The following is a 17,145-nucleotide window of genomic DNA, read 5'->3' as shown; positions in this document are numbered from 1 at the left end:
CCATGAGCAGCTCGGCAACCGCTGTCGTCAACGGCGGGATCTCCTACTGGTACGCGGACGACGGCCTGCCGGCCGTACGGGAACCCCTGCCCGGCGACGCGACCGCCGACGTCGTCATCGTCGGCGGCGGCTACACCGGCCTGTGGACGGCGTACTACCTGAAGAAGGCCGCCCCCTTCCTGCGCATCACCGTTCTGGAGCAGAAGTTCTGCGGCTACGGCGCCTCCGGCCGCAACGGCGGCTGGCTCTACAACGGCATCGCCGGCCGCGACCGGTACGCGAAGCTGCACGGCCACGAGGCCGCCGTACGGCTGCAGAAGGCCATGAACGACACCGTCACCGAGGTGATCACGGCCGCCGAGACCGAGGGCATCGACGCAGATGTGCACAAGGGCGGCGTCCTCGAAGTGGCCACCACACCCGCCCAGCTGGCCCGCCTCAAGGCCTTCCACGAGCACGAGCTGTCGTACGGCGAGAAGGACCGGGAACTGTACGGCGCCCGGGAGACCGCCGCGCGCATCCGGATCGCCGACGCGGTCGGCTCCACCTGGACCCCGCACGGCGCCCGCCTCCACCCGGTCAAACTCGTCAAGGGCCTCGCGACCGCCGTCGAGGCCCTGGGCGTGGTGATCCACGAGTCGACCCCGGTGACCGAGATCCGCCCCAAGCACGCCGTCACCCCCTACGGCACCGTCCGCGCCCCCTACGTCCTGCGCTGCACGGAGGGCTTCACCGCCGCTCTGAAGGGCCAGCGGCGCACCTGGCTCCCCATGAACTCCTCGATGATCGCCACCGAGCCGCTCACCGAGGAACAGTGGGCGGCGATCGGCTGGGAAGGCCGCGAGACCCTCGGCGACATGGCCCACGCCTATATGTACGCCCAGCGCACCGCCGACGGCCGTATCGCCCTCGGCGGCCGCGGCGTGCCCTACCGCTTCGGGTCGAGAACGGACAACGACGGCCGCACCCAGCAGGCGACCATCGAGGCCCTGCACGAGATACTCACCCGCTTCTTCCCGTCCCTGGCCGGGGTGCGGGTGGAGCACGCCTGGTCGGGCGTCCTCGGCGTCCCCCGCGACTGGTGCGCCACGGCGAGCCTCGACCGCTCCACCGGCCTCGGCTGGGCCGGCGGCTATGTGGGCTCCGGCGTCGCCACCGCCAACCTGGCCGCCCGCACCCTGCGCGACCTCGTCCAGCAGGACTCCGGACAGGGCGGCCGCACCGAGCTGACCGACCTGCCCTGGGTCGACCACAAGGTCCGCAGATGGGAACCGGAACCCTTCCGCTGGCTCGGCGTCCACGGCATGTACGCCACCTACCGCACGGCCGACCAGCGAGAACGCCTCCGGCCCGGCACTGAGTCCTCGCGCCTTGCGAAGGTCGCGGACCGGGTGGCGGGAAGGCACTGAGACGCGAAACGGCCCCGGACACGGAGTCCGGGGCCGCTTGCGGCTGGAGCCCCCTGTCGGATTCGAACCGACGACCTTCGCTTTACAAGTTCACCCCAACGGCACACCAGCCAGGCGCGCGACTCTCCCACCTTGACTGCGTAGTCCACGGAAGGTTCGTCCGGTACGGCAACGTGCACCGGTGTTGCCGTCAAAGAATGCCGTCAGGCTAGGGGGCTCGGAGCTGCGGTTTCGTCCGTGAGTCCGTGTTCCGCCGGACGCGCGGGACGCTGGGCGAGCCACCCCGAGACCCGTGGACCGCCGTTCACCGCGACCCCTTCGATGACCGTCCGTACATGCTCGAACCCCTGACGAAGGTAGTACGCCTGCAAGCCCCCGTTCGTGGTCCACGCATCCAGGCGGAGCCACTTGGCCCCCGCACGGTAGGCCCGGTCTCCGGCCCAATCGAGCAGGCGCCCGCCGACGTTCTCGCCAGCATGCGTACGGGCCACCGTCAGCTTGTTGATGAACAGGGAAGGTTCAGTCAGTTCCTGATCTGTCCAGAGCCCAGCCTCTGCCTCAGGCGTGAGAGTGATGGTTCCCGCGGTAGCGTCGTCGTCTTTCACCATGAAGACGGTCCCCCCCTCGATCGTCTCCAACAGCTTGTCCGCCGGATATGGCCGTTGCCATTGATCGGTACCGAGCTGGGAAAGCCAAGCTGCTGCCTCCTCTCGGAAGGCCAGCAGCTTGGATACATCCTGGGGTTGAGCTGGGACGATTCTCACTGGGGCTCGTTCTCGCTTCGCGCGGACAGGTCGCCGATCTCGTAGTTCATCTGGTTAAGGTCGCCCCGGAAGGTTGTGATGGTGCATCGGATGGGGCGGTCCGCCGAGTAGCCCGTACGCGTCCAGAGAAGCACCGGTACCCCCGCCCCTATCTCCAACAGGCGCGCCTCCTCCGGGGTCGGCATCCGCGCGTCGATCTCGTCGAAGTACCCCACTTGCTCGATTCCCCGAGCAGCGAGGTACCGCGTGGTGCCCTCCTCGATGTCTCCTGGCTCAGCCAGACGCGGTGACTTGTCGACCAGCCACGCCGGATAGTAGGTGGCCTGAGTGGACCAAGGAACGTCGTCCACATAGCGATGACAAAACCGCAATACCGCCTTCGTACCTGCCGTGACCTTCAGCCGATCGGCGATCTCTTCTGGCGCTGGCAGCATCTCGACGCGGAACGTCTGGTGCGGCCGACGCCCCGCGTTGGTGACGTCGGTGTTGTACGCGTCGCCGTTCTGCGGGAAGTTCAGGTTCTCGAACTTGGACGCGTTCAGCTTGAACACCTCATGAGACCTGACCTCGTAGCCGAGCCCCTGACTCGACGAGATCAGACCCTCACCGACCAGCAGGCTTAGCCCGTTTCGGACGGTGTTCCTGGACGCGTCGAACCGCTGTTGAAGGTCGTTCTCGGAGGGCAGCCGCGCCCCCGGCGGAAAGATGCCGTTGGCGATCTCTCGGCGCAGGACATCGGCGACTTGCCGGTACTTCGGCTGCTTGTTCATGCCCTCATCATGACGCACTCGCGCAACTTGTTGGTACATGCAGCCCCCAAAGGCTTGACGACTCACTGTCCGTGGGTGCAGCATCACTACATCAGCTTGTACCAACAAGCTGAGCAGGTGGTGCAACACCACTAAGTGTGTCCGCCTGCGCTGACAGCGCCCGGAGGAAAGCCCCCGCAGGGGTGAGTACGAAGGAAGCGTCCGTGGCTTGAGAACTCAACAGAGAGCTGATGAGGAAGGCCGCCCCACCTCTGCGAGCAAGAGGGCGGCGTACGCGGGTTCTGTTCCTGCGTGCGAGTACAGCGCAACTCGACCTTTTCGCAGCTCAATGGCTGCGGCCGGTTGCCTCCGCTGCTCGTCTCGTACGAGCAGCGCTGAGGGGAGCCGGATCTACCGACTTCAACGGCGCGCGGCCCCGGTGCTGGAACACCGGGGCCGCTGTTCGGGCCGTTCCTGTCTGAGAGGAACCAGACCCAATGAGCCACATCGTGACTGTTCAGGACGCTGTTACCGCGTTCGAGCCGTGGATGGAGCCCACGGACGCGGAGCTGGACGCCATCGACGCGGAGATGCCCGTCATCCGCGCCGAGCTGGAGTTGCTGGACGCTCAGATCATCGTCATCGACCGCACGCCGTGTGAGCTGGACGAGCAGCGCATCCGCCGGGCCCGTCGGCGTGTGCTCGCCGCGCACCGCGACCACGTCAACGGCCGGTCCGGGCAGAGGGGCGGTGCCGCGTGATCCGCATCGTCACTCAGAACCGCATCGAGCGGCTTGAGCGCGACGCCCGCGCCGCCTGCGAGCACGCCCGGCAGACCAGCGGGGCCGCGAACGAGGCGTTCGGCGAGCACGTGCGGGAGCTGTACGTCGTCACCGACCGCGCGGAGCGTGCGGAGGCGAACACCTGCGAGGTGGGCGTGATGCTTTTGCGCGCCATGGAGGAGTTGTCCGCGTCGCAGCAAGAGCTTCTGCTGAAGGACATCGAGATCCGTCGGCTGCGTGAGGAACTGTTGCAGGCGCGTCGTCCGGCTGCGGCGGTGTTCGTGCTGCTGCACTACGGCGAGGTCCGTATGGTCTACCGCAGCCGTGAGGACGCGTACGCCGACACCGCCACGCACGGGGTTCCGGCTGACCGCACCTGGGGTCCCGCACAGCGGTTCTGGGCCGATGCTGAATGGGTGCTGGCGACGTTCACGTACGACCCCGCCTCGCGTGGGTTCCGCAGTGGTCTGACGCCGGTTGCGGAGCCGGTCGGAGGTGCGGCGTGAACGCTGTTCACGTTCGTTCAGCGGAGAAGGCGCTGAACGTCGGAACGTGGCTGATCGTATTCGGCGCGATGCTCTACAGCGTCCTCACGGTCACCCCGCTCATGGCCGACCACACCGCCGACCGGTGGGCGTGGACGGCTCCGATCCTGCCGCTCGTGGTGGACGCGGCGGTCGTCATCGTGGTCAAGCTCGATGACGTGCTGGCCCGTCTCGGTGGGCACGGCGGCCGGTGGCCCATCACGCTGCGCTGGATGACCGGCCTCATGACGCTCGTGCTCAACACGGCCGACTCCGCACTGAGGAAAGACCTGGTCGGGGTGGCTGTCCACGCGGTGGCGCCGCTGCTGCTGATCGTCACGGCGGAGACCAGCCTCGCCTACCGGCGGGCCATCGCCCACGCCGTGGCCGCCCTGGAAGCCGAGCGGAAAGCCGAACGGGAACAGCGGGAGCAGGCGGCCCGCGAGCGTGCCGCGCAGGCCCGTGCGGAGGCTCGGGAGGAACGCGAGCACGCCGCCATGCTGACGCGTGAACAGCGTGAACACGAAGCCTGCTTGGCCCGTGAGGCGGCTGAGCGGGAGGAGCGGCAGCGGCGCGAGGAGCGTGAGGACCGACAGCGGGCGGAGGCTGCTGAGCGGGAGATCCGTGAACGCCGTGAACGCGAGCGTGAACAGCGTGAACAAGAGCGGCTGAGGCTTGAACAGCAGGCCCGGCAGCGGGCCGAAGCCGAGCAGCGCGAGCGCGCCGAAATGGCGGAGCGTGAACGCCGTGAACGCGAGGAGCGCGCGGCCCGTGAACGTGCCGCGTTGTTGGAGCGCGGCCCGGCGGACAGCAAGCTGCCGGAGGACGAGGCGCGCCGGATCGTGGCCGCCGCGTTCGAGTCGGGTATGCCGGTGCGTCAGGCGGCGGAGCTGTGCGGCTGGTCGGTCGGCTGGGTCTCCCAGCGCTACGCCGAACACCGCGAGCCTGACTCGGGCCGTTGCGCTGAACTCGCGATTGCGGGTCAGTGATGGCAGCTCTGCCCGTCTACCGGTGGCGGCTCGCCCCGGACGGCTACGCCACCTACCGCCAGCTCCGCGCCCTCGGGCTGCGTCCGGGTGGTCAGGGGGTTGCGGCTCAGGTGGAGCGGCCCCGGCGCAGGCGGGGTCCGCTGGTCGCCTACCTCTACCGCATCGACCGCGCGAAGCCGGTCCGACCGATGACGACGGCTCGGTGGGCGGCCCTGGCCAGGGCCAACGCTGCCCGCCGCACCTGCCCCGAGTGCCGCCGGGACGCGGGGTACGTCATCCCGTCGTCGCTCGGCATGTGCTCGACCTGCGCTTTCCCCGACAACGCCCCGGAGGGTGCGCCATGGAACGCCTCCCTGCACAGCGTCAGTTGACCGTGGTCCAGCTCCCCGACGGTCGTCATGTCTACGCCGACCCCGCCGACCTCCCGGCCGCGCAGCCCACCGGCCCGCAGGTCGTCCACATCCACCAGGCCGCGCCGGACCGCACGGTGCAGCGCATCGCGCTCGGTTCCGGTGTCGGCGCCGGGACGGTCGCGGCCGGTGTCTACTTCGGCCCGCTCCTGGTCGGTGTCCTCACTGCCATCGCCGCCAACCTTGCGATCCTCGCCTTCCTGGCCGCCGTTCTGGCCTGGGGTGTGGTCACCGTGGTCCGGTCGGTCGGCGGGAGCGGCGGTAAGGGCGCCGCCAAGAGGCCCAGCCGCAAGGGGCGTTGATCCGGAATCCGTAGGCGGCCCGCAGGGCGTCCGACCCTCCGCGCATGTGGGTCCAGACCCCCTGGGCCGTGAACGGCCGTTGAAGGCCCCGCGAGGGGGTTGCACGGCCCTGTTTTCGACCGCTCTACGCGCGCGTGCGCGTAGGGCCCTACCCCTCCCCATCGCTCAACTCTGCAACTTCGCAGGTCACAGGTGGTTGCGGGGGGTCAACCGGTGCTGTCGACGCAACCGACAGCCCTGCCCCCCCTGCAACTCGGGCGGGCCGGTGACGCCACGCGACGGCGCACCGGCCCTCATCCACGGTCTTGGAGGACCCTCTCGTGGACTGGAAGCAAGCATGGTCGACCACCGTCAACACCACCAACAGCGCGTTGGATTCACTCACGCCTGTCTGTGTTCCGTTCGCGGCCCGCTGGGATCTTGAGGCGGACCGAAGGGACAAGCTGCGCACCCCGGAGCACTTGAAGGCGCTCATGGCCGCGCAGAAGGAGCACAACGCCGCGCGCTCCACGCTCTCCACGGCCAAGTCGCAGAAGCTCACCGCGCGCGCCGCGTCGAACAATCCGTTCGCGGCCGGTCGCCGCGCGGCGCGGGTGGCGAGCAAGGCAGCCGCGCGGCACGAGCGGGACACCCGCGCCAAGCTCAAGGCCGCGCGGGTGAACTACCCCAGCACCCTGAAGGCTCGGGCGATTCAGGCGCACTCGCTGCACTCGGTGCCCAGCGTCGTCACGTCCGTGGTCATGTCCACCTCGCACCTGACGCTGTGGCCCGCTGCCACGTCGGTCGTGCTCATCGGGGCGAACGTGGCAACCCTCGCGCTCGGGCGGCGCAGGCTGCGTGTGCCGGTGGATGAGTCGGTCTCGGTGGAAGAGCGTCAGCTCATGGAGCGTCTTGACCCGTCGTACTGGGTGGAGCACGCCCCCGACCGTGGCCTGTCGGGCACGGTCACCACGCCCCCGGCCATGGAGCCAGGCGGCATCCGCTGTGAGATCCGCCTTGACGGGACGTGGACGGTCAAGACGCTTACGGACAAGGTCGACTCGGTTCGTGCGCTGCTCGGGGCCCGCACCGCGCTGCGCATACGGATCACGTCCGCCTCGCGCGGCGGGTGGGCGGTCCTGAGCCTGGCGACCCGGTCGGCAGCCGCGGGCGTCTCCTCGTTGTGGACTCCGGAGCGCATCCCGTCCGATCCGCTCGCCATGAGCCTCGGTCTGGACACCGAGACCGGGGATGAGGTCCTGATCCCGTTCGATGAGCGGCTGCTGGTGTCCGGCGCGTCCGGCACCGGCAAGTCCTGGTCGTTCCGTCCGCTGATGGCGACCGCCCACCTGCGCGGTGACCTGCTGCTGATCGACGGCAAGGGCGAAGAGGCCAACATCTGGGAGCCGGTCTGCCGCGTCGCCGTGGAACGCGACGACATCACGGACGGCGTGGACGAGGCGCACGCGGAGATGACCCGCCGCAAGGCCGACATGAAGAAGCGCGGGATCAGCGTGTGGGACGGCAGTCAGCTCACCGTCGTCGTGGACGAGGGGCAAGTGATCCTGGCCCTGATCATGAAGGACAAGGACCGGCTGCAACGCCTAATCGAGCTGTCCTCGCTGGGCCGCTCGCGCGGTGTCGTCCTGTGGTGGGCCACCCAGTACCCGCTCACCGACGGGTCCGCGCCGGGGGTCCACAAGCTGATCGCACCGAACCTCCTCACTCGGTTCTCGCTGCGGGTGGCCGGCACGACACAGGCACAGGTGGCGCTGGACGACTGCGCGCACTACGCGCCGCACCAGATCCCCGACGGGCGTGAGTACCGGGGACACGGCTACCTCAAGGGCTACGGGCCGCGCATGCTGCGCACCTGGACTCTGGACGACGCGGGCGTTCGCGCCCTGCCCAAGTCCATCTGGTCCCCTGCGCAGCCCCCCGGCGGCTCGTCGCCGAGCACGCCGCTGCGCCTGGTCAAGGAGACGCCCGCAGCGTCCGGGGCGGCGACCAACCGGGACAAGGTGCTCGCCGCCGTGCAGTACGGGGCTCGGACGGCCAAGGACGTGGCCGACACGACCGGCCTCAACAAAGGCACCGTCTCCCGCGAGATCAAGACCCTCACCGCCAGCGGGACCCTGCACAGGACCGCCGACGGCAGGCTCCTGCCCGGCCAGCAAGCAGCCTGAGCACTCCAGCGAACGACAACGGCGGCCCCCTTCCGCCAAGAACCGGGGCCGCCGCCAATCCAGCACGTCCATAGCGAACTGGAGAACTCCAGCATGACCCAACCGACCGACATTCGGCGAGACCACCTGGCTACCGCTCTCTCCTTGGCAGCCTCCGGGGTGCCCGTACTGCCGTTACGAGTGGGGAAGGTCCCGTTCGGGAACTGCCCGGCCTGCGCCAAGAACCTCTGCGGTGGCCGACCGAACATGAAGACCCCCGGACCCTGCACCTGCCCGAACCCCTGCCACGGCTGGGCCGCAGCCACCACCGACCCGAACGTCATCAACGCACCCACATGGCGGCAGGCGTGGCGCGACGCGGCAGCTGTGGCTTACCACCCCGGCGGCGCCGACCTCACCGTCGTAGACCTCGACAACCCGGCTGCCATCGCGTGGGCCCACGCGAGCCTGCCCGCTACCCGGACCGTCCCGACGACGCGGGGCGAGCACTGGCTCTACAAGGGCGCCATGCAGTCCGCCAACGCCGTACGACCCGGCGTGGACATCAAGTCGTCCATGCAGTACGCCCGGTGGCTCGGTCCCGGCACCGGCACCATTGCGCAGCTGCCGGACGTCGTGCGCGCGCTGGTCGTGAAGGAGCCCCTCGCAGTCCGACCTGCGACCATCACTGTGCCCGTGCGGACTACAGGCGGGCAGTGCCCTCACCGCACGCCCACTTACCTGGACCGTGGCATCGCCATGGCCGAACAGCGCATCGCCGAGGCCTCCAGCGGGGTCCACGCGACCGTCTACCGGACGTTCCTCGCCGTGCTGTCCACGCACGGCCGGTGCGGCTGCCTCACCGACGCCCACGTGCAGCGCCTGTTCACCGCCGCGCAGGCCAAGGGCGAAACCGCCCGGCACTGCACCGACGCGTGGACCAACGCCCGCACTGCACTGGGGATGTAGCGATGTCCGAGGACGAGAAGACTCCGGCCCGCCAGATCATCACCGACTACGCACAGGCGCACTTCCGGTACTTCCGCACCATCGACGGCACCGTCTACGCGCAGAAGAACGGCCACCCTGTCGCCCGGCCCATCCGCTCCCAGGGCACGACTGGCAGCCACCGTCAGGAACTCATGGTGGGCCTGTTCAGGGACGGGGTCGGTGTGTTCAACGGCACGGCACTCAAGGAGGCGTTGGACTTGATCGAAGCACTCGCGCTGACCGAGGACGTACAGCCCACCCACATCCGCGTTGCGCCCGGTTTCGACGGTGCGACCTGGCTGGACCTGGGCCGCGACGATGGCCAGTGCGTCCGTATCCACCCCACCGGCTGGGACATCCTCACCCCCGACCCGCAGGAAGTCTGCTGGCGGCGCACCCAGCTCACCGGCGAACTGCCGCTGCCAGCCAAGGACACCGAAGGCAAGGGCATCGATCTCCTGCTCCGCCTGTGCAACTTCGCCAGCGCCGAGACTGAGTGCCTGGCCCTCGCGTGGCTCATCGGCTGCCTGGAACCGTCCGTGCCCGTGCCCGCCCCGTTCCTCACGGGGCCGCAGGGGGCGGGCAAGTCCACCGGCGGCCGGATGCTGGTGCGGATCATCGAAGGGATGAGCGGTGACCTGCGCCGGGCGCCGAAGGACGAGGAGAACATGATCACGGCTGTCGCCGCGGGATGGGTCACCGCCCTGGACAACCTCTCTCACCTGCCCCCGGACCTGTCCGACCTCATGTGCTGCATCGTCACCGGCGCCGAGAGCATCAAGCGCGCGCTCTTCACCGACGGCGACGTCGTCCGCTCCCGCTACCGGCGCCCCATGCTCCTGACCGGAATCGACGTCGGCGTCATCCGCCCCGACCTCGCCGAACGACTCCTCCCGCTCCGCCTCGTGCGGCCCCAGGTCCGGCGCACCGAGGCGGAGCTGTGGGCTGAGTACGCGGAGATCCTGCCGGTCGTTCTCGGCTCCCTGCTGGACCTGACAGTGAAAGTGCGGGCCGCGCAGGCGGACACCCCCACCGACCTGCGAATGGCCGACTTCGCGCACCTGTGCGCGCAGCTCGATACGGCTACCGGCTTCGGCGCACTCAAGGCCTACCGGGCCAGCCTCGACGACCTCAACGACGACGTCATCGAAGGAGACCTGCTGGCTCAGACGGTCCTGAAGCACGCGGCCGGACTCGACACGGGCGCGGAAGTCCGCATGTCGTCCTCCGAGTGGCTGCACTGCCTCACCAGCCTCTACAGCGGCGAGGAATGCCGTCCCCTGCCCAAGGGCTGGCCCACCACCGGCAAGGTCCTCTCCGACCGGCTCAAGCGGCTACAGCCGACCCTCGCCGCCCGCGGCGTCCTCATCGACTGGGGTCGCACCAGCTCTGCCCGCTACATCGTAATGACCCGACCCCCGGTCCCACCCCCGCACGAGCAGGAAGCAGCGTTCTGACCCGCGCCACCACGGCGCCGCGGCGAAACAAGCAAGAGGAGCACCACCCCCCGCCCGACCGGTGCTCCTCTTGCTGTTCCGGCGGCTTGCCGCCGCTGCACAAGGCGCGCCGCAAGGCGGCTCCTTCTTCACGTCCTGAGCCGCACCGCACCACCACAGACACCACCCCCCTCATTGTCCTAAGAGAAGAGACGCTGCGTCACCCACGTCACCACGGACCACAAAACGGCCCCTGACCTGGGGCTAGATCCGTGACGCAGACAGCTGACACCTGCGTCATCCCGCGTCACCCGCGTCACAGGTGACAGAACCCCGCCCCGCCCTGTGACACGCCCCGAGCGGCCCGCGTCACCACATAACCGCAGTTCAGAGCCGCACATGACGTGCGTGACGCGATGACGCAGGAATCCGAACCTCGGACACACGCAGGCCTGAAGAGCCCTTGAAGCAGCCCCATTCGTAGGCCCCGCCCTCTCTCGGAGGTCTCAACGTGCTGACCGTCGTCCCGAGCGACCCGCAAGCACTCACCGTCCCGGAGGTCATGACCGCTCTGAGGCTCAGCCGCAGCAAGGTCTACGACCTCATCCGCTCCAAGCAGCTCCCGAGCTACACATCCGGCCGCGCGCGCCGCATCCCGGTCGACGCCGTACGCCACTACATGCAGGACCGACTTGAGGAGAACGCAGCCTGATGACTCAGCGGAAGAGGAACCCCAACGGCGCTGGCAGCATCTGGCAGCGGAAAGACGGGCGCTTCGAAGCCCGCGTCTACGTCCCTCAGCCCGACGGCACCCGTAAGCGCAAGACGGTCTATGGCTCGACCTGGGACGAGTGCGACGAGAAGCGCCAGGAACTCGTTCGCCGTGACCGCCAGGGAATCCCTACGCCTTCCCGGTCGGCGAAGCTCTCGGAGTGGCTGCCGTACTGGTTGGAGGAGCACATCAAGCCCAACCGGAAGCGCACCACCTACATCAAGTACGAGATGCACGTGAGGCTCTACCTCGTACCCCTGCTTGGCAGCCGTCGACTGGAGTCTCTGACTACGGCGAACGTCCGCCGGATGCTCTCAGAAGTCACGAAACAATCGTCTGCGGCAACGGCGAAGGAGTCGCACCGCGTGCTGCGTACGGCTCTGGCAGCCGCCTGCCGTGAGGAGATGATCAGCCGCAACGTCGTCCAGTTGGTCCCCGCCCCCAGAGTCGAGCCGCGCCAGTTGCACCCCTGGTCGCTGGACGAGACTCTGACGTTCCTGGAAGCCGCGCGGACCGACCCGCTGTACGCGGCGTTCGTCCTCGCTGTCGCACTGGGCCTGCGGCGTGGCGAAATCCTCGGGTTGCAGTGGAAGGACGTGGACCTCGACCGGCGCACGCTCACCGTGCGGACCACTCTTCATCGCGGCGGATCAGAGCTGTACCTCGACACGACCAAGAACCGGAGAGCACGGCTGATCCCGATTCCCCTGATGTGCGTGGCGCCGCTCCGGTGGCAGCGTCTCCGGCAGGCGGACCGGCGCGCGACTGCTGGTGCCGACTGGCACGAGAGCGATCACGTGTTCACCACGCGCAGCGGTCGGCCGATCGAGCCTCGGAACCTGTACCGGTCGTTCCTCCGGATCGCGTCCTCCGCTGGCCTACCGCAGATCCGCTTGCACGACACCCGCCACGGATGCGCGTCACTGTTGTTCGCGGCCGGGGTCGCGCCCAGGACCGTGATGGAGATCCTGGGGCACTCGCAGATCGCGGTGACGATGAACGTCTACACCCACGTGAGCGATGGCGACCGGCGAGACGCCATGGGCCACATGGATCGCCTGCTCAGGCGACGCCGGTAGAGGGAACTGCCGTCAAGAACTACCGTCAACGCCCTCACGATCATGGATCGTGAGGGCGTTGACGCAGGTAGAGCCAAGAGCCCCCTGTCGGATTCGAACCGACGACCTTCGCTTTACAAGAGCGGCGCTCTGACCAGCTGAGCTAAGGAGGCCTGCGTATGGGCGCCCGTGCAGTGTACCCAGGTCTGAGCCGGTCCCTGTCGAAAATTTCCGCGAAGTTCATAGTCGCCCGGGTACTGACAGACCGAGTGAACGCCAGGTACGGTCCTGAACCAGTTCACTCGCGTGGACTACACAACCACCTTCCTACAACGGATCGTCCGGCACGTTCCTGCCGGTAGAAGGGGGCCCATCACCATGGCCACTGTCACGTTCGACAAGGCGACCCGGATCTACCCGGGTTCCACCAAGCCCGCCGTCGACGCGCTCGACATCGCGATCGAGGACGGCGAGTTCCTCGTCCTGGTCGGCCCGTCGGGCTGCGGAAAGTCCACCTCGCTGCGGATGCTCGCGGGCCTGGAGGACGTCAACGGCGGAGCCATCCGCATCGGTGACCGCGACGTCACCCACCTGCCGCCGAAGGACCGGGACATCGCCATGGTGTTCCAGAACTACGCGCTGTACCCGCACATGACGGTCGCCGACAACATGGGCTTCGCGCTCAAGATCGCCGGCGTCAACAAGGCGGAGATCCGGCAGAAGGTCGAGGAGGCCGCGAAGATCCTCGACCTGACCGAGTACCTGGACCGCAAGCCGAAGGCGCTCTCCGGCGGTCAGCGCCAGCGGGTCGCGATGGGCCGCGCCATCGTGCGTGAGCCGCAGGTCTTCCTCATGGACGAGCCGCTGTCCAACCTGGACGCCAAGCTCCGGGTCAGCACCCGTACGCAGATCGCCTCGCTGCAGCGCCGTCTCGGCATCACCACCGTCTACGTCACCCACGACCAGGTCGAGGCCATGACGATGGGCGACCGTGTGGCGGTCCTCAAGGACGGCCTGCTCCAGCAGGTGGACTCGCCGCGGAACATGTACGACAAGCCCGCGAACCTCTTCGTCGCCGGCTTCATCGGCTCCCCGGCCATGAACCTGGTCGAGGTGCCGATCACCGACGGCGGTGTGAAGTTCGGCAACAGCGTCGTCCCGGTCAACCGGGAGGCCCTGAAGGCCGCCTCCGACAAGGGTGACCGCACGGTGACCGTCGGTGTCCGGCCCGAGCACTTCGACGTGGTCGAGCTGGGCGGCGGCGCCGGCGCGTCCCTCTCCAAGGACAGCGCGGACGCCCCGGCCGGTCTCGCCGTCTCGGTGAACGTGGTCGAGGAGCTGGGCGCCGACGGCTACGTCTACGGCACCGCCGAGGTCGGCGACGAGGTCAAGGACCTGGTCGTCCGCGTCAACGGCCGCCAGGTGCCGGAGAAGGGCTCCACGCTGCACGTGGTGCCGCGGCCGGGCGAGATCCACGTGTTCTCGACGTCCACGGGTGAGCGTCTCTCCGACTGAGCAGCGCGTTTGCGCCGAGGTTGACGAAAGGGGTCCCGCCGAGCGCCGCGGGGCCCCTTTCGTGTGCCGTCCACCCTTGGATATATCCCGGCACAGCGATCATTTCGGGCGCGGCCCGTCAACCCCTTACCCAGAAAGATGTGCCTTTTCATCCCCCGAAGGGGTGACTAAATGTCGCCAAATCATCACCCCGCGCTACCCTCACACGCGTGAAGCACTCCACCATCCCGCAAACACGACGCGGCCACCGGGGCGGCCCCGCCCGCCGGATCGGCCGCACTCTCGCTCTCGTCCTGCCCGTCGTCCTGGTGCTCTCGGGGACCCTCGCGGTCACCCGGGTCAACTGGACGGGAAGCCCCTCCAGCTCGCTGCTGGCCGCCTCGGACGTCTCCTCGGCGGCGGTGTCCGCCAAGAAGACCTCCCGCGCCCCACAGGACGTGCTCCGCGACCAGCTGATGGGCGAACTCCAGCAGAAGAACCCGGGGATCGTCCTCACCCACCTCCAGCAGGCGGTCAACGGACGCCCCTCGCTGGCCCGGCACTGCTCCTCCATCGCCCGCGCCCTGGGCCAGGCCGCGGTGCGCGTGTACGGCGCCTCCCGCGCCCAGTCCTTCGCCCGCCCGGTGTGCGACACGTCGTTCGCCTCCGGCGTGCTCGCCGCGCACAGCTGACGGTTCGTCTCCGGCGGGCTCGTCGGCCACAGGTGACGTCCACCTGCGGCCGGCGAGCCCGCCGGCGCCGCGGTGCGTCGGGGCACGGGGCGCCGCGTACAGTGCGGTCATGACCCATCCCAACGCCGCGTCGCGCCCCACTCAGGCCGTGGTCCTGGCCGGTGGCCAGGGCTCCCGGCTGCGCCCCTACACCGACGACCGGCCCAAGCCGATGGTCGAGATCCCCGGTACGGGCACTCCGATCATCGGCCACCAGCTCACCTGGCTCGCCGAGGAGGGCGTGACCGACGTGGTGGTCTCCTGCGGCCATCTCGCCGACGTCCTGCAGAAGTGGCTGGACTCCACCGACCTGCCCGTCTCGGTCAGCACCGTCGTGGAGACCGAGCCCCTCGGCCGGGGCGGCGGCCTCAAGTACGCGGCCGCGCACCTCCCCCGCCCCGACCAGCCCTGGTACGCCACCAACGGCGACATCTGGACCCGTTTCTCCCTGCGGGACATGGCCGACTTCCACACCGAGCGGGACGCCGTCGCGACGCTGGCCCTGGCCCGGCCGCGGATCCCGTGGGGCGCGGTGAAGAGCGACGGGTTCGGGCACATCACCGACTTCATCGAGGCTCCCCCGTCGACCTTCGAGATCAACGCCGGTGTGTACGTCTTCTCGCCCGAGTTCGCCGGGATGCTCCCCGAGCGGGGGGACCATGAGCGGACGACGTTTCCCGGGCTGGCCCGTGAGCGCAGGCTGTTCGGGTTCCCGATTCCCCAGGGCGCCTATTGGCGGGCCATCGACACGGCGAAGGATCTGACGGAGGCGGCCAAGGAACTGGCGGCCTTGGGACGGTAGCCGGCCGGGCAGGTCCGCTCCCGGCCATCGAAAAGGGCCCCGTACCACCACTGGTACGGGGCCCTCTCGTGTCTCGTCGCGTCAGCCCAGCAGGCCGCCCACCAGGCCGGTCTGGCCGGAGGAGGACGAACCGCCGGAGCCGCCCGTGGACGAGCCGCCGCCACTCGAAGCACCGCCGCTGCTCGTCGGGCCGGCCGAGGTGCTCGGGGCGCCGCCGGTCGGGGAGGACTGACGGGGCGGGATCTGGCCCATGGTGCCCTGGGTCTGGCTGGGGGTGGTGGTCGTACCACCGGCGGACCGGGTGGCACCGGGGGTCGCCGCCGCGCCGGACGGGCTGGCACCGGCGGTGGCGCCGCCCGTGGGCGAGCCGGAGGCCGAGGGGCTGTGCTGGTGCCGCCGGCCGGGTCCCTGCGGCAGCGGGGAGCCGGGGACGTCGTTGCGGGGGGCCTCGCCGGGGCCGGGGACGACGACGCGGCTGGAGTCGCGTACGGCGCCGCCGAGCAGGGAGCCGACGAGCAGGGTGAGGCCGACCGTGACGATCGTGATCAAGGCACCGCGGCGCAGGACGAAGCGGCGCAGGTCCCAGATGTCGGCGCGGGGGCCGAGGCGCCGCCAGGCGCTGGCGGCGAGGCGGCCGTCCACGGAGTAGACGGGGGCACCGGCGATGACCAGCGGGGACCAGGCGGCGAGGTAGATGATGTCGGGGGCGTCGTAGGCGGGGACCGTCTTCCAGCTGACGGTGACGATCAGGGCGGCGGAGAGCAGGGCGCCGACCACGGCGGCCACGCGCTGCCAGCAGCCGAGGACCGTGAGGACGCCGACGACCACCTGCAGGAAGGCGATGACCAGGCCGGAGCCGACGGGGTGGTGCAGGGCGAACTGGCGCAGCGGCTCGGCGACGTCCCACGGGTGCAGGGTGTTGAGCCACTTGACCATCGAGCCACGCTTGCCGCCGTCGAAGTAGACGGGGTCGCACAGCTTGCCCATGCCGGCGTAGATCGAGATGAAGCCGAGGAAGACGCGCAGGGGGAGGAGGACGACGCCGAGGTTCATCCGGCGGCCGGGGTAGTAGGCGTGCCGGGCCGGGTCGTCGCCGTGGCGGCGGGTGGGACGCGGGGCGTCGGGGTCACCGGAGTCGGCGTACTCGTCGTAGTCGTCGTAGTCGTCGTACGACTCGAAGCCGGGGTCCGGGTAGGGGGGTTCGTCGTAGGCGCCGGCCGCCGTGCGCATGGGGGGCAGCAGACGGGTGCTGTCGGTGTCGTCGGGGGCGGTGCGCTGGTGGCCCACGATCGGGGCCTCGACCGTGTGGTCGAGTCCGTCGTAGGTGTCGCCGTAGCCGGTCTCGACGCGTGGGATGACCTGGGTGGCGCCTGGCTCGGGCTCGTCGGCGTGGCGGACGCTGCTGCCCCGCACGGCCTGGAGGAGGCGGTGGGCGCCGGTGTCGTCGGGGGCGGACTTGCCGCTCCACACGACGGGGCGGCGGCGGGCGGCGCCCTGCCGGGTCGCCGTGCCCACGACGGGCATCCGGGCGGTTTCCGGGGCGGCGCTCAGATGCCGGGCGATCCGCGGGGATTGGGTGCGTTTCGCCGACGGGCCCAGCTGCACGCGGAAACTGGGGTGGTTGACGATGACCTGCGCCGGATCGCTCGGCACCTTCACCATGCTCAGCGCGGGAGCGTCGTCGGACCCTGACTGGAATCCCGACGAGCGGTCCCCCGTGGGTGTGCGGGGTGTTCTGGTGTCCACACTCATCTAACCGAGTGACGTGGAGTTAGGACACTGCTTTGAC

At 69.4% G+C, this 17,145-nt stretch carries 17 protein-coding genes and 1 tRNA gene; 14 read left to right on the top strand and 4 right to left on the bottom strand.

What is annotated here, in order from left to right:
* The first annotated feature begins 2 nt into the window (after nucleotides 1-2).
* Complete coding sequence (locus AB0L75_RS07810) at nucleotides 3-1,409, top strand: FAD-binding oxidoreductase (RefSeq protein ID WP_365176795.1); 1,407 nt, start codon at nucleotides 3-5, stop codon at nucleotides 1,407-1,409.
* A gap of 203 nt (nucleotides 1,410-1,612) precedes the next feature.
* Here the strand turns inward: AB0L75_RS07810 and AB0L75_RS07805 are convergent, their stop codons facing one another.
* Both AB0L75_RS07805 and AB0L75_RS07800 read right to left on the bottom strand, forming a co-directional pair.
* The gene (locus tag AB0L75_RS07805) at nucleotides 1,613-2,173 is read right to left on the bottom strand and encodes a GNAT family N-acetyltransferase (RefSeq protein ID WP_365176792.1); all 561 of its coding nucleotides are present in this window, start codon (nucleotides 2,171-2,173) and stop codon (nucleotides 1,613-1,615) included.
* Nucleotides 2,170-2,943: a GntR family transcriptional regulator gene (locus AB0L75_RS07800; protein ID WP_365176789.1), complete on the bottom strand. Its 774-nt coding sequence runs from the start codon at nucleotides 2,941-2,943 to the stop codon at nucleotides 2,170-2,172. The genes AB0L75_RS07805 and AB0L75_RS07800 overlap by 4 nt, the downstream gene beginning before the upstream one ends.
* A 476-nt stretch (nucleotides 2,944-3,419) precedes the next feature.
* Between AB0L75_RS07800 and AB0L75_RS07795 the strand changes: the two genes are divergently transcribed.
* The 10 genes from AB0L75_RS07795 (at nucleotide 3,420) to AB0L75_RS07750 (ending at nucleotide 12,350) form a co-directional block, all read left to right on the top strand.
* Nucleotides 3,420-3,683 (top strand): DUF6284 family protein, encoded by a 264-nt coding sequence (locus tag AB0L75_RS07795; RefSeq protein WP_365176786.1) that lies wholly within the window; start codon nucleotides 3,420-3,422, stop codon nucleotides 3,681-3,683.
* On the top strand, nucleotides 3,680-4,210 hold the full coding sequence (locus AB0L75_RS07790; protein ID WP_365176783.1) for a hypothetical protein: 531 nt from the start codon (nucleotides 3,680-3,682) through the stop codon (nucleotides 4,208-4,210). The genes AB0L75_RS07795 and AB0L75_RS07790 overlap by 4 nt, the downstream gene beginning before the upstream one ends.
* Nucleotides 4,207-5,217, top strand: coding sequence for a DUF2637 domain-containing protein (locus AB0L75_RS07785; protein WP_365176780.1), 1,011 nt, complete (start codon nucleotides 4,207-4,209; stop codon nucleotides 5,215-5,217). Before AB0L75_RS07790 ends, AB0L75_RS07785 begins: the two co-directional genes overlap by 4 nt.
* Nucleotides 5,217-5,588, top strand: a complete 372-nt coding sequence (locus AB0L75_RS07780; protein ID WP_365176777.1) for an RRQRL motif-containing zinc-binding protein — start codon at nucleotides 5,217-5,219, stop codon at nucleotides 5,586-5,588. Before AB0L75_RS07785 ends, AB0L75_RS07780 begins: the two co-directional genes overlap by 1 nt.
* The gene (locus tag AB0L75_RS07775; protein ID WP_365176774.1) at nucleotides 5,558-5,929 is read left to right on the top strand and encodes a DUF6251 family protein; all 372 of its coding nucleotides are present in this window, start codon (nucleotides 5,558-5,560) and stop codon (nucleotides 5,927-5,929) included. The genes AB0L75_RS07780 and AB0L75_RS07775 overlap by 31 nt, the downstream gene beginning before the upstream one ends.
* 320 nt (nucleotides 5,930-6,249) lie before the next feature.
* Complete coding sequence (locus AB0L75_RS07770; protein ID WP_365176771.1) at nucleotides 6,250-8,094, top strand: ATP-binding protein; 1,845 nt, start codon at nucleotides 6,250-6,252, stop codon at nucleotides 8,092-8,094.
* A 93-nt stretch (nucleotides 8,095-8,187) separates the two neighbouring features.
* Complete coding sequence (locus AB0L75_RS07765) at nucleotides 8,188-9,042, top strand: bifunctional DNA primase/polymerase (protein ID WP_365176768.1); 855 nt, start codon at nucleotides 8,188-8,190, stop codon at nucleotides 9,040-9,042.
* Nucleotides 9,043-9,044: 2 nt separating this feature from the next.
* Nucleotides 9,045-10,520, top strand: coding sequence for an ATP-binding protein (locus tag AB0L75_RS07760; protein WP_365176765.1), 1,476 nt, complete (start codon nucleotides 9,045-9,047; stop codon nucleotides 10,518-10,520).
* A gap of 490 nt (nucleotides 10,521-11,010) precedes the next feature.
* The gene (locus tag AB0L75_RS07755; RefSeq protein ID WP_365176762.1) at nucleotides 11,011-11,211 is read left to right on the top strand and encodes a helix-turn-helix domain-containing protein; all 201 of its coding nucleotides are present in this window, start codon (nucleotides 11,011-11,013) and stop codon (nucleotides 11,209-11,211) included.
* The gene (locus AB0L75_RS07750; RefSeq protein ID WP_365176759.1) at nucleotides 11,211-12,350 is read left to right on the top strand and encodes a site-specific integrase; all 1,140 of its coding nucleotides are present in this window, start codon (nucleotides 11,211-11,213) and stop codon (nucleotides 12,348-12,350) included. Before AB0L75_RS07755 ends, AB0L75_RS07750 begins: the two co-directional genes overlap by 1 nt.
* Nucleotides 12,351-12,428: 78 nt before the next feature.
* On the opposite strand, the gene AB0L75_RS07745 is transcribed toward AB0L75_RS07750, so the two are convergent.
* Nucleotides 12,429-12,502: transfer RNA gene (locus AB0L75_RS07745), tRNA-Thr, on the bottom strand.
* Nucleotides 12,503-12,707: 205 nt separating this feature from the next.
* Between AB0L75_RS07745 and msiK the strand changes: the two genes are divergently transcribed.
* The 3 genes from msiK to AB0L75_RS07730 all read left to right on the top strand — a co-directional run bounded on the left by msiK (nucleotide 12,708) and on the right by AB0L75_RS07730 (nucleotide 15,356).
* Nucleotides 12,708-13,844, top strand: coding sequence for a diacetylchitobiose ABC transporter ATP-binding protein MsiK (gene msiK / locus AB0L75_RS07740; RefSeq protein WP_365176755.1), 1,137 nt, complete (start codon nucleotides 12,708-12,710; stop codon nucleotides 13,842-13,844).
* A gap of 209 nt (nucleotides 13,845-14,053) precedes the next feature.
* Nucleotides 14,054-14,515: a hypothetical protein gene (locus tag AB0L75_RS07735; protein WP_365176752.1), complete on the top strand. Its 462-nt coding sequence runs from the start codon at nucleotides 14,054-14,056 to the stop codon at nucleotides 14,513-14,515.
* 109 nt (nucleotides 14,516-14,624) lie between these two features.
* Nucleotides 14,625-15,356 carry a nucleotidyltransferase family protein gene (locus AB0L75_RS07730; RefSeq protein ID WP_365176749.1) on the top strand — a complete coding sequence of 244 codons (732 nt, stop codon included), beginning with the start codon at nucleotides 14,625-14,627 and terminating at the stop codon, nucleotides 15,354-15,356.
* Nucleotides 15,357-15,437: 81 nt separating this feature from the next.
* Here AB0L75_RS07730 and AB0L75_RS07725 read toward each other — a convergent pair whose 3' ends face one another.
* Nucleotides 15,438-17,108, bottom strand: coding sequence for a DoxX family membrane protein (locus AB0L75_RS07725; RefSeq protein WP_365176746.1), 1,671 nt, complete (start codon nucleotides 17,106-17,108; stop codon nucleotides 15,438-15,440).
* Nucleotides 17,109-17,145 lie beyond the last annotated feature (37 nt).

Source organism: Streptomyces sp. NPDC052101 (assembly GCF_040680235.1).
Classification (GTDB): domain Bacteria; phylum Actinomycetota; class Actinomycetes; order Streptomycetales; family Streptomycetaceae; genus Streptomyces.
The sequence above is the reverse complement of the archived record's forward strand: the minus strand, read 5'-3'. Positions and strand labels throughout refer to the sequence as shown.

Excerpts from the sequence above, each read along its gene's own strand:
- AB0L75_RS07810 (WP_365176795.1), top strand. The coding sequence starts at position 3 with ATGAGCAGCTCGGCAACCGCTGTCGTCAACGGCGGGATCTCCTACTGG.
- AB0L75_RS07800 (WP_365176789.1), bottom strand. The coding sequence starts at position 2,943 with ATGAACAAGCAGCCGAAGTACCGGCAAGTCGCCGATGTCCTGCGCCGA.
- AB0L75_RS07795 (WP_365176786.1), top strand. The coding sequence starts at position 3,420 with ATGAGCCACATCGTGACTGTTCAGGACGCTGTTACCGCGTTCGAGCCG.
- AB0L75_RS07780 (WP_365176777.1), top strand. The coding sequence starts at position 5,217 with ATGGCAGCTCTGCCCGTCTACCGGTGGCGGCTCGCCCCGGACGGCTAC.
- AB0L75_RS07775 (WP_365176774.1), top strand. The coding sequence starts at position 5,558 with ATGGAACGCCTCCCTGCACAGCGTCAGTTGACCGTGGTCCAGCTCCCC.
- AB0L75_RS07765 (WP_365176768.1), top strand. The coding sequence starts at position 8,188 with ATGACCCAACCGACCGACATTCGGCGAGACCACCTGGCTACCGCTCTC.
- AB0L75_RS07760 (WP_365176765.1), top strand. The coding sequence starts at position 9,045 with ATGTCCGAGGACGAGAAGACTCCGGCCCGCCAGATCATCACCGACTAC.
- AB0L75_RS07750 (WP_365176759.1), top strand. The coding sequence starts at position 11,211 with ATGACTCAGCGGAAGAGGAACCCCAACGGCGCTGGCAGCATCTGGCAG.
- msiK (WP_365176755.1), top strand. The coding sequence starts at position 12,708 with ATGGCCACTGTCACGTTCGACAAGGCGACCCGGATCTACCCGGGTTCC.
- AB0L75_RS07730 (WP_365176749.1), top strand. The coding sequence starts at position 14,625 with ATGACCCATCCCAACGCCGCGTCGCGCCCCACTCAGGCCGTGGTCCTG.
- AB0L75_RS07725 (WP_365176746.1), bottom strand. The coding sequence starts at position 17,108 with ATGAGTGTGGACACCAGAACACCCCGCACACCCACGGGGGACCGCTCG.